General features: G+C 55.7%; 12 protein-coding genes and 2 pseudogenes. 9 read left to right on the top strand and 5 right to left on the bottom strand.

What is annotated here, in order from left to right; translation table 11 throughout:
• Entirely contained in the window at nucleotides 1-561 is a 561-nt protein-coding gene (locus HGP12_RS27720; protein WP_168879864.1) for a sugar dehydrogenase complex small subunit, read from the bottom strand.
• Between the two features lie 160 nt (nucleotides 562-721).
• Here HGP12_RS27720 and HGP12_RS33865 point away from each other — a divergent pair, with 160 nt between their 5' ends.
• Together HGP12_RS33865 and HGP12_RS34290 are read left to right on the top strand one after the other, a co-directional pair.
• Nucleotides 722-970, top strand: coding sequence for a hypothetical protein (locus HGP12_RS33865; RefSeq protein ID WP_205926682.1), 249 nt, complete (start codon nucleotides 722-724; stop codon nucleotides 968-970).
• Nucleotides 960-1,082 (top strand): annotated as a pseudogene (locus HGP12_RS34290) (FAD-dependent monooxygenase); the annotation flags it as partial. The gene HGP12_RS33865 and the pseudogene HGP12_RS34290, both read left to right, overlap by 11 nt.
• Nucleotides 1,083-1,341: 259 nt before the next feature.
• Here the strand turns inward: HGP12_RS34290 and HGP12_RS27710 are convergent.
• Complete coding sequence (locus tag HGP12_RS27710) at nucleotides 1,342-2,106, bottom strand: SDR family NAD(P)-dependent oxidoreductase (RefSeq protein ID WP_168879863.1); 765 nt, start codon at nucleotides 2,104-2,106, stop codon at nucleotides 1,342-1,344.
• A 359-nt stretch (nucleotides 2,107-2,465) separates the two neighbouring features.
• Here HGP12_RS27710 and HGP12_RS27705 point away from each other — a divergent pair, with 359 nt between their 5' ends.
• Nucleotides 2,466-2,711: a DUF6429 family protein gene (locus HGP12_RS27705; RefSeq protein WP_164015682.1), complete on the top strand. Its 246-nt coding sequence runs from the start codon at nucleotides 2,466-2,468 to the stop codon at nucleotides 2,709-2,711.
• On the opposite strand, the pseudogene tnpC reads toward HGP12_RS27705, so the two are convergent.
• The 3 genes and pseudogenes from tnpC to tnpA form a co-directional block, all read right to left on the bottom strand.
• Nucleotides 2,680-4,323, bottom strand: a pseudogene (tnpC, locus tag HGP12_RS27700) (IS66 family transposase). The gene HGP12_RS27705 and the pseudogene tnpC sit on opposite strands and share 32 nt — an antisense overlap.
• Nucleotides 4,324-4,370: 47 nt before the next feature.
• Complete coding sequence (gene tnpB / locus HGP12_RS27695) at nucleotides 4,371-4,721, bottom strand: IS66 family insertion sequence element accessory protein TnpB (protein WP_168879862.1); 351 nt, start codon at nucleotides 4,719-4,721, stop codon at nucleotides 4,371-4,373.
• Nucleotides 4,718-5,146, bottom strand: coding sequence for an IS66-like element accessory protein TnpA (gene tnpA / locus HGP12_RS27690; RefSeq protein ID WP_168879861.1), 429 nt, complete (start codon nucleotides 5,144-5,146; stop codon nucleotides 4,718-4,720). The genes tnpB and tnpA overlap by 4 nt, the downstream gene beginning before the upstream one ends.
• A 634-nt stretch (nucleotides 5,147-5,780) precedes the next feature.
• Between tnpA and HGP12_RS27685 the strand changes: the two genes are divergently transcribed.
• The 6 genes from HGP12_RS27685 to HGP12_RS27660 all read left to right on the top strand — a co-directional run bounded on the left by HGP12_RS27685 (nucleotide 5,781) and on the right by HGP12_RS27660 (nucleotide 12,674).
• Nucleotides 5,781-6,239, top strand: coding sequence for a nuclear transport factor 2 family protein (locus HGP12_RS27685; RefSeq protein ID WP_168879860.1), 459 nt, complete (start codon nucleotides 5,781-5,783; stop codon nucleotides 6,237-6,239).
• Between the two features lie 819 nt (nucleotides 6,240-7,058).
• Entirely contained in the window at nucleotides 7,059-7,550 is a 492-nt protein-coding gene (locus tag HGP12_RS27680) for a hypothetical protein (RefSeq protein WP_168879859.1), read from the top strand.
• 112 nt (nucleotides 7,551-7,662) lie between these two features.
• Nucleotides 7,663-8,931, top strand: a complete 1,269-nt coding sequence (locus tag HGP12_RS27675) for an ABC transporter substrate-binding protein (RefSeq protein WP_409527235.1) — start codon at nucleotides 7,663-7,665, stop codon at nucleotides 8,929-8,931.
• 135 nt (nucleotides 8,932-9,066) lie between these two features.
• Nucleotides 9,067-10,497, top strand: coding sequence for an aldehyde dehydrogenase family protein (locus HGP12_RS27670; protein ID WP_168879857.1), 1,431 nt, complete (start codon nucleotides 9,067-9,069; stop codon nucleotides 10,495-10,497).
• 172 nt (nucleotides 10,498-10,669) lie between these two features.
• Nucleotides 10,670-11,512 (top strand): AraC family transcriptional regulator, encoded by an 843-nt coding sequence (locus HGP12_RS34705; protein ID WP_168879856.1) that lies wholly within the window; start codon nucleotides 10,670-10,672, stop codon nucleotides 11,510-11,512.
• Nucleotides 11,513-11,648: 136 nt separating this feature from the next.
• Complete coding sequence (locus HGP12_RS27660) at nucleotides 11,649-12,674, top strand: branched-chain amino acid ABC transporter permease (protein ID WP_409527238.1); 1,026 nt, start codon at nucleotides 11,649-11,651, stop codon at nucleotides 12,672-12,674.
• Nucleotide 12,675 lies beyond the last annotated feature (1 nt).

Genomic DNA, 12,675 nt, shown 5'->3' with positions numbered 1-12,675 from the left:
TCAAAGCACTTTCGGAATGTTGACGGGCGCCCGGGTGATCTCTGGCGGCAGGCCGCTCCACCAGATCGGACCGTTGTTACAATAGGTCGGCACCGTCAGTCCGTCGGCGACCGGCCCGTACATGAGCGCGTCCTTGTAGGCGATGACGACCGGCCCATTTGCTGTGTCGATCGTGCCGGTATACCAGGCTGTAACGATTTTCATCACGTTCGCATCGAGCCCTTCGGCCCTGGCAGCGGCCTTCAGAGCAGCACCCGTGTGGTTTACCTGCGCCAGCACGGCAAGCCGCAGGACCTTGTCGGCAATGCCAGGATCGTCCGAAGAAAGTGCTTCCAGAATGCGCCGGGAGGTCGTGGCCGACAGGTTGCTCTTGTCGGTCAGCACGCTCGAAATCCTGTAGAACGCTGCTTCCGTTTCAGAAGGCGTTGTCGCGAAAGCGAAGGGCGCCTGAGACAGTGCCAGTAGCAGGGCTGTACCGGTCAGCAGCGCCCGGCGGGAGATAGGCACTGCTTGTGCCGCGAAACCTGCCGGCGTTTCATCCAGGGATTTTCGTTCGATCATGTAGCTGTTCCGGAAGTTATGCGTCTGGCGCGGATGAACTAAAAAGATCGATGATCTGCAGTTGGGAGCAGAATGTACGAATTCATATGAATCGATTTAAACCAGTGACGATTTGGCGAAAGAAAGATCTGCGCAGGTGTGCCATGCACAGAGCGAATAGCTGCGATGGCAGAACGCTGATCTTTCCCTATACGGGATCTTCCATGCTGTCGGACATGGCCACGGGAAGGCGGTGATTTCCTCGTACGTGCTGGCGACCGGGGAAAGGCTCCGACAAGCGACCTTGACGTCCGTCGGAACCGTGGCGAGGTCTTCATTCAACACTGAAGTTGGCCGTCATCGCCTAACCCCGTCCGTGCCGGGTGTCGATGCTTCGGCCTCCTCCACGGAATCTACAAATGTCAGCTGAAAAAATCGATACAGTAGTCGTTGGCGCAGGGCAGGCGGGGAGCGCGATGAGTGAGCACCTCACACAAATGGGCATTGCACACATTGTTCTGGAGCGAAAGCGTGTCGCTGAGCTCACCGCCCCAATCACAAAAGCAAAGGTGGGCTGTTCGTCGCGCTCACTACCTGGTTTCTGCAAGCACCTTCGAGAACGCTATCCGATAGCCAAGTAGGACTAGGAGGCCCGCGGGTTGGCTCGCGGGACTCGTAATCAGAGCTTTTCTTGCCGCCTCCGAAGCTGGGGGTTTTCGCCGGCCAGATTTCAGCGAGAAAATGGCATATCAACGAACGATAGCGGACTTGGCCAGCGAAAAGTGCGGTAAACTGGTAAAATTAAACAGCCAGAAAGCCGCCATCTATCGGCATCGATGCGCCGGTCACGAAACTCGATGCGTCAGACAAAAGCCACAAAACACCTGCGGCAATTTCCGCGGGCTGTGCGAAGCGACCCATGGGGTGGCGCTCGCGCATTGCTTCGAACTGGGAAGTGAACGCCGGTTCACCAGAGAGGCGCATGATCATCGGGGTCTCAACGATACCCGGAAGAATAGCATTGACCCGGATACCCAGCTTTGCATAGTCGATGGCCGCCGCCTTGGTCAAACCAATGACGCCATGTTTGGCGGCAATATAATCGCTCGCTGCTTCGGCGGCTACGACACCAAGACCCGAGGCTGTATTTACAATCGATCCGCCCCCTGTCTTGAGCATGACGCGAATCTCGTGTTTCATGCATAAGAATGCGCCTGTTAAGTCGACTGCTATCACCTTGTCCCATGACGCCCGTGGAAGTTCATGGAGTGGTTTGTTGCTTTGCTCGATACCGGCATTATTGAATGCACCATCGAGACGACCGTGTCGCTCAACAATGCCGTCGATCACTTGAGATACTTGATGTTCATCGGTGATATTAATCGAAATCGGCTCGACAACGCCACCCGCGGCAGAAATTGTTGCCGCAGCTTCCGTCAGCGCCTGTTCGTTGAGGTCGAGCATCATAACCTTGGCACCGGCAGCCGCAAACATAGACGAGGCTTCCTGTCCGATGCCACCTGAAGCGCCTGTGACCAAAATAATCTTGTCTTGAAGTGCGTTCACGCCATTCTCCCTTTCCTATTCAGACTGGATCAAAGTGATAAAGCGATGCAGAAGCCGTTTCCGTCGTTGGGGCGACGTCCGATTTGGGCTCGTTGCGCCTGCTTGCTTCGGAATTCCAATAAGAGGTCAACAAGACTTGGATCCGTCGACGATTATGCTCAAGGCGTAAAATGTGAATTCACTGCTCCATAATTGCAGCAACCAGTTTGCGACAATATCCTTGGTGGATGAGTCCTGACCTGTCTTGATACCGAGGCCGGCCGTGGCCTCCGATGAACAACCTCCCATCAACCGTTCTATCGTATCCATCCGAGGTAGGCCGCAGGGATCTTTGCGGTCGCGCGTGGTAAGCTTGCGGAATGGAGATCGACGAGGACAAAATCGACGACGCGGTGTTGGCGTTGCTATGGCTGACGCTTCACAACGAGCGTTGCGCCTGGAAGGGGTTTGACTGGGCGACGACTGATCGCTTGTATCAGAAAGGCCTGATCGGCGATCCGGTGAACAAGTCGAAGTCACTGGTGCTGACGGACGAGGGTCTGCGCCGGTCGGAAGAGCTGTTTCGGAAACTGTTTACGCGGCAGCCGGGATTTCCATCGCCTTGATCGCCTTCCACTCCCAAGGCAAGAGCTCATGCAGGCGGGAGACGGGAAGCTCGGCGATGCGGGCCAGCACGTCGGCAAGCCAGGCCTTTGGATCGATGTCGTTGAGGCGAGCCGTCGTAATCAGGGTCAGCATGATGGCGGCCCGGTCCGCACCGCGATCGGAACCGGCGAAGCTCCAATTTTTTCTGCCGCAAGCCACGCCGCGCAGGGCTCTTTCCGCCGCGTTATTCGTCATGCAAATCCTGCCGTCATCGGCGTATCTGGCAAAGTCGACCCAGCGCGACAGCATGTAGTTGATCGGTTCGATGACCGGTGAGGAGCGTGAGAAGCCCTCCTGTTCCTGGCGCAACCAGGCCTCCAACTCGATGAGCAGCGGCTTGCTCTTTTCCTGGCGCACGGCAAGCCGTTCCTCGGCGCTTCTGCCGTTGATATCGCGCTCGATGGCAAACAACGCATCGATGCGTTTAACCGCCTCCAAAGCCGTCGCCGAGACAGGCCGTGCGCCTTTACCGCGGCGAGCACTGCGAGAGACGTCGGCCAGCTCGAAGAACTTCCGGCGCGCGTGGGCAAAACAGAAAGCCGGCGTCACCGGTATTTGCTTCTTTGTCCGATCGAACAGCGGATTGAAGCCATTATAGCAGTCAGCCTGCAGAATGCCTTTGAACTCGGCCAGATGCTTTTGTGGATGTTCGCCACGCCGGTCGCTGGAGGCGTAGAAGACGGCGGCCGGTGGCGACTGTCCCCCAAAGGGCCTATCGTCGCAAACGTAGGTTCAGATCCGGCCGGTGATGCACTGCCCTTTAGCGAGAATCGGGATAGTGGTGTCGTCGCCATGCAATCGCTCGGCCGCAAACACGTGCGTCTCGATGAGATCGAAGAGCGGCTTGACGGCGGCGCTGACGTAGCCAACCTGGTCGGCAAGCGTCTGGGTGGACAGATCAATTCCCTCGCTGCGGAAACGCCGGCTCTGGCGGTTGAGCGGCTGATGCTCGGAGAATTTGTCGAAGACTATAGTGGCGAGAAGGTTGGGGCCGAGAAAGCCGCGCGGTGTGGCATGGAACGGCGCCGGCGCCTGGCTGATGCAGCCGCACTCCCGGCAAGTAAACTTATCCCGGACGGTCTCGACCACCTTGAAGCGGCGTGGGATCTCCTCCAGCGTCTCGGTAGTATCCTCGCCCAGCTTCGACAGCCGTTCGCTACCGCAATGGGTGCAGGCGCCAGGAGCTTCGATGACGACACGTTCCCGCTCGATATTGTCCGGCCAGGGTTTGCGCACCGGCCGCTTGCGAGTGAAGGCCCGAACGGTCTGGCTTTTGGCAGAGGCCGCTTCGGACGCAAGCTCGTCCTCGGTCGCGTCGGCGACCAGCTCTTCGAGCTCCAATTCCATCTGGTCGATCAGCCGCTGGGTGCGCTCCCGGCTCGGACCGTGTTTGTCGCGTTCCAACTTGGCGATCAGCAATTGCAGATGGGCGTTGAGCGCCTCGATGCTGGAAAGCTCTGCCTTGGCTTTGGTCGCTTCGGCCTCCGCCTGCAACCGCGCCTCGCGTTCCGCCAGCAGCGCGGCGTGGGCGCTGGCAAGATCGTCCGGAAGGGAAAGCGGTGGCAATGACATGCAAATTTTAGAGCATATTTCCTGAACAAATTCAATGACGAAGGCGCTCAAACCCGTGTCGGACGCCAGGTTTCCTGCGGCGCCCGCCAGTCAATTCCCGACAGCAAATAAGAAAGCTGTGCGGCCGAGATCGCGACGGCGCCGCCTTCAACATTGGGCCAGATAAACCGCCCGCGCTCCAATTTTTTCGTGAACAGGCAGGCGCCTTGGCCGTCATGCCAAATTATTTTTACCAGATCACGTCGTCGACCCCTGAAGCAGAACAGATGACCGCCCAGAGGGTCATGCTTCAACACCTCCTGCACCCGAAGGGCCAGCGAAGGAAAGCCGCACCGCATGTCTGTATGTCCCGTCGCCAGCCACACCTTGACCCCCGTTCCCATCGGAAACGGGTTCATCGCAACGTCTCCAGACCACAAATGAGCCGCAGCAGGACGTCCACGTCGACATCCCGACCGACGATCACACGCCGGCCGTTCGCACTCACCACCTCCATGCGACCGGGCGCGGTGACAGAAGGCGGCACAGCGACAGTCGCCGCAGGTGGCGTATTCGCAACATCAGGCTCGGCAACAACGATCGCTGGAACAAATCCGTTCGCCGAGCGGGGGACAAGCCGTCCTTCCCGCGCGGCCCTGCGCCAGGCATTCAACTGCCAGCGCGTGATCCCATGACGCTGCGCCGTGGCCGTCACCTGTCGCGGGCCGTTATAACTCTCAGCCACGATCGCCAGCTTCGCTTCATCCGTGAAACGCCGGCGACGCCCGCTATCGACAATCTCCATCCGGCTGAAATGCCCGGTGAGATCATTCGTCAAGTCCATGTGTGAAGCACCGTCTATATTGCCGTCTATATAGACAGAGCATCCACACTCTCACTCACTGCACAATGCGGCCCAACTCGGATGCGTACGTTCTATCGCATTCTATGGGCTCCTGATGGCGCTTGCGCTGTGTAACCGCGTCCGTGATCGCAAGTTGTATTGTCGTAACCAGTGAACCATTTTGCCGGTAACCCAGTCGGCAACAAGTCAGTGCTTTGTATGGTTGTAGATACAGTGATCGCCATTCTCCCAGACAACCATCCGCTTAGGCGCAATTCTCAGCGATACAATTCGCCGCTGGGCGCAGCAATATCAGAAAGTGACCGGTTCTCGTCCAATGGATGCCCCTACATTTTTCCGTTGGCCGAAAATCTGCGAAATGAATGGCATTACAACTCGGCAACTCCTGGAGATATTCACGCTGCGCGGATTGATAACCTGAAATTTCCGATCTCGGGCATTTTCAAAAGACCCTCGGATAAATACGGCACGGTCCAATAGTCATAAGCTTGGTCTCCAAGGCGGGAGTTGAAGGTACGACTACGGGTGTCCGGTCTCGCAACGCATTCAAGCCGCCTGGCCGTTGCTGACGCGAAAGCCAAATAAAATGGGGAGTGGGAACATGAGATGCACATTGAATATCGCAATCGCAGCGCTCGGACTGGCTACGATGGGAGAGGCTTTCGCGGAGGATGCACCGACGCTTCCGCCCCTTCATACCCAGCCGAACGCGGAGATGGTGGCGTTCGAGCATATTGACGCGTTGAACGCCTGTGATTGGAATAGACTGATGGCGCAATATCCCGAGGAAATTCTTTTCATATTGCCCAACGGAACGTGGGTGGAAGGGCGGTCGGCAATCGGTGGCGTTTTCGCGGGCTTCTGCAAGGACCGGGGCGCAGGTGGTTTCCGAGGCGCGAAATTCATAGCTGAAAAAGTCAAGACTGTCGGCAACACGGTGAACGTGTCTTGGCGGGTCGAGGCACCGTGGTTAGCTGAGCCCTATAAGGGAGGCGACGCGTACGTAACTCAAGACGGCCTGATGTATACTCAGGTAACGACATTTGACCCGGCAGACATGAAATTCAAATAAAGCATACCGCGTCGTACAACGCAGAGCGCTTATAGTGCTTCGGGTCAAGCCCTGAGCGCGTCAGCGCTAGTGCGGGTACAGGCGGGAGGTGGGCTGCGCAAGCCCACCTTTAGGGATCCTCGACCGGTTTGGGACACACGATAAAAAGATCTCGTCAACGGATATTTCTCTGACCCCTGACGCCTCCTCTGGGCAAACAGTGGGAACTGCCAACAGAATCGATGAACGTCAGGAAGCGCTTGACCCATCGAAATTAACGGAAACTTTCTTGCTCTTCTGAGAGCCGAGCTGCGGCGACTGAGATTAGGGCCAGCTAAGCTAGGCGATGATTGCCCAGAGAATGGATTTAAACGGGTACTGGACCTCTCTCGATCAGCGCCGGGCCAAGCTGCGAAGGACGAACCAATCGAGCGATTGAACGAGAAAAACCAAGCGAATAAGTGGATTTGTCCGTTCTCCCAAAGGAGGCCATCGTCAAAACCTAGGAGCGCACTGCGTTCTGAAGTAGACTGCCGAGCGGCTTGTCCAGCGCGTGGCCAATGTGAAACCAAAAAACGAAATATCATCCGGCTTCAAGGCGAGCTGACCTCCCGATCTTATCCGGAACGCACGTCGATCACCGGAGCTACAATCTGCTCTAAACATCATAGGGGAGAGCGTCGCGCGCAAGGGTCCGGCGGATCTTGAACCCTTACTACTTGGTCCCGCGTCCCTCGACTTCAAAAATAGATACTAATGGTAATACGATCACCCTTCGCGCCATTCAATCCGCAGGCTCTTCTCGCGAATTTGGCATAGTGCATCAAAAAGGGCCGCGTCATGGAAACGAAATTAAATCATACCTCCAGAATGCTGATATATGCCCTGGAGCAGCCAATTGTCACGCTGACGATTACTTGTCAGATGCTTCTTGGCGCCGGCCTGGCAGTTACACTGGTCCTGAAGATGTATATGATTGTTTTCACGGATCAGGTCTGTGTTGCCAACGGCGCAACACTTGGCAACATGATCCGCTGCACACCGACATTAATTCTGATGTCCCAGTTCTTGATTACCCTTGCCGGATTCCGTCTAGCGGCACTTATGTTTACGGAAAGACCGCACCTTCTGCTGGAACCTTTGCTCCTCGCACTAACGGGTATACTGCTCCAGCAGCTGACAGGCATGAATGTCGCTGGCGCAACATGGTATTTCTCGTTGACGGTGCTGGTCTTATTCGGGGCAATGAGTGGAATCTTTGCTGCGTTGCGTTACTGGCCCGAATGTGGCCCCACCATTGAGCAATCAAGCCTGCAAAAAAGAGACGATTAGATACGCTGCCGCACTACTGGAGATCAGGGAAAGGCAACGTTTGAGCCAACCTTCTTGGGACCGCTTTGCCCGAAATGGGCGTGATGCGGGGTTTCATAAGGGAGGAATGTCTATGAAACAGTTGCTTCTGAGTTCGCTATCAGTACTTGCTCTCCTGACAGCCACATCAACCGACGTTTCCGCGCAAAATGCTGCGAGCCCCCTCAAGGTTGGGGTACTGGCCACGCTTGAGGGGACTTATACCGCTCTTGGTGAAGACGGCGTCCGAGGAATAAAGACGGCCTTGGCGGCGGCCGGCAATAAGGCAGGTGGTCGCGAGATAGAACTCGTCATCCAGTCCACCGATGCATCGCCAGATAGCGCACTACGCGGTGCGCGAAAGTTGGTGGAACAGGATGGAGTTGAAATAGTAATCGGCCCTCTTTCAGGATCGGAAGGCATAGCGATCCGCGACTATTCGAAGACACAACCAAAGGTGACTTTCATCAACGGCAGCTCGGCCGCAATGGAAACCACTTACGTTGAGCCTTCTGAAAATTTCTTCCGGTTCAACACTGACGGGGCGCAGTGGTCTGCCGGGCTCGGATCTTATATCTACAATGAAAAGGGCTATCGGAAAATCGCGACTGTGGGCGAAGACTACTCTTTCGTCTATACACAGGTATTCGGTCTTGTCACAGAATTCTGCGCGGCCGGCGGCCAGGTTGCCGAACGGCTTTGGGTGCCGCTTGGCACCAAGGATTTCGGATCCATCATTGCAGCTCTTCCCGTCGACGTTGATGCGATCTACCTCGGGCTGGGCGGCGGCGATGCAGTCAACTTTCTAAACCAGTATCAACAGGCAGGTGGTGAAGCCCGACTAATCGGCGGCTCACTAATGGTCGATGGCACCGTTTTGAGCTCTGAAGGATCGGCAAAACGAACTCTCATCGCGACACCGTCCGCCGGACCGCAAGCCGATTCGTGGGACAATCAGGCTTGGAAGGATTATGTAAAAGCATACCAGAACGCATTCTCTCCCGATAAACGCTTCCCGACGCCTTCACTGCTTGCCACGAGCTATTATAATGCGACCAACGCAATGCTACAATGCATGGGAACTGTAAACGGCAATTTGTCCGACGGGCACGCTGCGTTTCGCAAATGCCTTAGCACGCTCACGCTAAAGGCTCCCAACGGCGACATTACCCTCGACAAGAACCGTCAGGCCATAGGCGCAAATTTCATTTCGGAGGTCGTCGAAAACAGCGACGGAACGCTCTCGACCAAGATGGTGAAAATGGTCGAAAAGGTGAACGAAACTTTGGGTATCGATCCCGTGGCATTTGCAAAGATCGGTCTCCCGAGCCGCGATACGCCAGCTTGCAAGCCTTCCTATTAAGAGTTTATCGGGCGGTGCGCAGCGCCGCCCGCTCCCCGTCCGGCCCTGACGCGTTTTCTTGACCGACTGGGACCAATTCAACAGACGATCTCGATAGGAAGCTCCGCCGACAATGACCCTAAAGGATATCTGCGTATGAAGCCGTTGTTGATAGGGGGCGAATGGGTAACAACGTCCCACGGAATGAAGAACGTAAACCCATCGGATATAGGCGATGTTATTGATATCTATGCACAAGCTGGTCGCGCGGAGACACAAACGGCGATTGAAGCGGCGAGCCAGGCCGCCACGGCGTGGGGCATGAGCAATCTGCAGCAGCGTCATGATATTTTGCATCGGATCGGGGTGGAGATACTTTCACGAAAAGAAGAGCTTGGAGCCCTCCTGGCCCGCGAAGAAGGCAAAACACTGCAGGAAGGTATCGGAGAGGTCATGCGTGCAGCTCAGATTTTCCTCTATTTCGCATCTGAAGCACTTCGTCAGAAGGGGGATGTTTTCGCCTCGACACGGTCGGGGATCGGTATTGAAATAACCCGGGAGCCCGTTGGCGTCGTCGGAATTATCGCGCCGTGGAACTTTCCCATTGCTATTCCCGCATGGAAAATTGCGCCTGCCCTCTGTTATGGCAATACCGTGGTCTTCAAACCCGCCGAACTTGTGCCGGGCTGCGCCTGGGCCTTAGCCGACATTCTCCATCGATCTGGATTGCCGAAGGGCGTTTTCAATTTGGTAATTGGTCCGGGATCCGTTGTCGGCCAGGCTATACTGGACGACCCACGAGTCAATGCAATCAGTTTTACCGGTTCGCAGTCGACCGGAGCGCGGGTGGCAAACGCCAGCGTGCCGTTTCTTCGACGAATCCAGCTGGAAATGGGCGGCAAGAATCCCTTGGTCGTGCTTGACGATGCGGACCTCGATGTGGCCGTCGAATGTGCTGTGGACGGATCTTTCTTCTCGACAGGACAGCGTTGTACGGCATCCTCGCGTCTGATCGTTACGGAGGGAATTCATGCCCGTTTTGTGAGCGGCGTTGTCGATCGACTGGCGACCTTGCGAGTGGGGCACGCATTGGATAAGGCTACGGACATCGGCCCGGTCGTCGATGCAAACCAACTTTCGCAGGACCTCGACTATATCGCCATCGCTCGATCACAGGGCGGTCATCTGCGATTCGGCGGTGAGCTCGTGCGTAGAGAGACAGAAGGGCATTTCCTTGCCCCGGCGTTGATTGTCGAAACCTCCCCAGATATGCGGATTAATCGCGAGGAGGTATTTGGACCCGTTGCGTCGGTTATTCGCGTAAAGGATTACGACGCCGCCCTTCATGTGGCTAATGATACCGAATTCGGTCTTAGCGCTGGTATTTGTACGACGAGTCTGAAGCACGCTGTAGATTTCAAAAGAAAAGCTCAGGCTGGAATGGTCATGGTCAACGTACCAACAGCCGGCGTCGATTATCATGTCCCTTTCGGGGGCAGGAAGGCGTCTAGCTACGGGCCCCGAGAACAGGGGACATACGCATCCGAGTTCTTTAGCGTTGTGAAAACATCCTATACTTCTGCTTAAAGTAGCGTTTCGTTTATTATTAGATACCTTATAGCGACCAAAAATAACCTTGCGTCTGATTTAATCGCCGAGGCCGTTGCCAAATCGCTTTTGGGGGAACTTTATAGACGGGTTATGCGCACATTACTGTCGGCGCAAAACAGCAAACAGTACGATTTGGGAGGATCGTTCGGTGAGCAATGCAATTTCAGTAAGTCATGGAGAGTTCGGACGCGCGGCTATTTATGAACTCGACAACACCATCATTACACACGCGCACCGGGAAGGGCATTTGATTTTCTATATCCGCGGAGCAGACGCACGGATGGAGGTTGGAAACGAGGTGGCGCATGTAAGCCATAGTTTTGGCGCGGCCGTTAGCCCTTGGGAGCCTCACAGTTTCCACCTGCCAGCAGGACAGCGGCAATTATGCCTCGTACTTTACATCAAACCCCTCTGGTTTCTCCAGAACTGCGCGTCCTCGGAGTTCGCGCTCAAGTTCGGAAGTCCGCTATTGGCGATGACTCCAGAAATTACGGACTTTGTACGCCGTTTGACTGCACTTTTGCTCGATAATGAGGATCATGACCAGTTCGACGAGCTTCTGTTCGGATTGGCTAAAGCTAGCTTCGATCAGTCATGGGAAAGATCGCACACAGAGTGTCGAAAGGATATTTTCCTCCGCTATAACGACTTCCGCGTCAGACGAGCGGTTCGGATCATTCAGGATTACGTGGGCGAGACGATGGAGATGGAGGAGCTCGCGCGGCTCGTAGGTCTGTCCCGACCGCATTTCTTCAAGTTATTCAAGCAAAATATCGGCGTGACCCCAAACGTGTACATCAACACACTGCGATCTGAAAGGGCGATCGATTTCCTGCTTACCGGCAAAAAGACGATCACCGATATAGCATTCGATCTCGGGTTTTCTTCGCAAGCGAGCTTTACGCGATTTTTCTCGTCGAATGTCGGGATTGCTCCAAGCGATTATCGCCGCGTCGCTCATGTAAACCGAACCTCTTTTCCGATCATGTGAAAACCGAGAAGACTTCGGGGTACGCCCTTACCGAGCGGACCGGTTTAGTCTCCTCCCTCAGAGCTCCTCTCGTGGGGCAAGGGAGGATAAGTTGGTCAGAAATGGTCCCGCGGCCGGCCTCGCGCCGATGACGGCAATGGAATTCGGGCGGTCAAGAACCTTCACCTATCGTCACCCTATTTGGTCGGCGAGTATCGCCCTGTTGGTCGCGGCGCTTCTTTGGCTCGTGTTTGCAATCTGGCCACAAGGTCTCGTACAGGCGATCGGCGGCAAGAAGATATTCTTGAACGCTCTTTTCAACGGCGTAACCCTCGGAGGCCTTTATTTTTTGGTCGCCAGCGGGTTCACGCTGATCTTTGGGTTAATGCGCAACGTCAATCTCGCACACGGCACGCTCTACCTTCTCGGGGGCTATGTTGGCTTTCATACCGTAAACATAACGGGCTATTGGCTGTTAGCATTTCCGGTGGCCTTCATCGCGGTGGGCGCATTTGGGATTCTTCTTCAGGTCTTTGTCTTTCAGCGGATTCAAGGGGAAGATTTGCGCCAGACGCTCGTTACGATCGGAATCTCCATAGTAATGGCAGACCTTATGCTTTGGGAGTTCGGAGGGAACTTCGTCAATATCACCCCGCCGAACTGGCTGGCCGGGCCAGTAGATACGTTTCTGATCCTCGCTCAGCGCAGCTCGGGCGAATTGATCATGTTGAAGTACCCGCTGGTGCGCATCGTTATTTTTGCGGCGGCCGTACTTCTTGGCATAGCCATGTGGCTTGCGCTCAACAGAACGCGGATCGGAATGATGATCCGAGCTGGTGTAGACGATCGCGACATGCTTTCGGCGACGGGCGCGAGGATCCAAATCGTATTCATCGGTGTATTTGCGTTTGGGGCCGGACTCGCCGGAATGGCAGGCGTCGTCGGGGGGACTTTTCAATCCGTCGCGCCGGGCGAGGACACGCGGTTCCTGCTGGCAAGCCTGGTAGTTGTGATCGTGGGCGGAATGGGTTCCATTCCAGGGGCGGCGCTCGGCGCATTGTTAATAGGATTGGCTGAGCAATTCGGCTCCGTCTATTTCCCGACGTACGCCGTCGTTCTGACTTTCGTGATCATGGTTGTCGTTCTTGCATTCCGACCGCAGGGTCTGATGGGGAAAGCATAAG

This window comes from Rhizobium sp. P28RR-XV (genome assembly GCF_012641385.1).
Lineage (GTDB): Bacteria > Pseudomonadota > Alphaproteobacteria > Rhizobiales > Rhizobiaceae > Rhizobium.
This window is presented reverse-complemented; position numbering and strand designations above follow the sequence as displayed.

Coding starts and splice junctions, on each gene's coding strand:
- HGP12_RS27720 (WP_168879864.1), bottom strand. CDS start 561: ATGATCGAACGAAAATCCCTGGATGAAACGCCGGCAGGTTTCGCGGCA.
- HGP12_RS27705 (WP_164015682.1), top strand. CDS start 2,466: ATGGAGATCGACGAGGACAAAATCGACGACGCGGTGTTGGCGTTGCTA.
- tnpB (WP_168879862.1), bottom strand. CDS start 4,721: ATGAACCCGTTTCCGATGGGAACGGGGGTCAAGGTGTGGCTGGCGACG.
- tnpA (WP_168879861.1), bottom strand. CDS start 5,146: ATGGACTTGACGAATGATCTCACCGGGCATTTCAGCCGGATGGAGATT.
- HGP12_RS27680 (WP_168879859.1), top strand. CDS start 7,059: ATGGAAACGAAATTAAATCATACCTCCAGAATGCTGATATATGCCCTG.
- HGP12_RS27675 (WP_409527235.1), top strand. CDS start 7,663: ATGAAACAGTTGCTTCTGAGTTCGCTATCAGTACTTGCTCTCCTGACA.
- HGP12_RS27670 (WP_168879857.1), top strand. CDS start 9,067: ATGAAGCCGTTGTTGATAGGGGGCGAATGGGTAACAACGTCCCACGGA.
- HGP12_RS27660 (WP_409527238.1), top strand. CDS start 11,649: ATGGAATTCGGGCGGTCAAGAACCTTCACCTATCGTCACCCTATTTGG.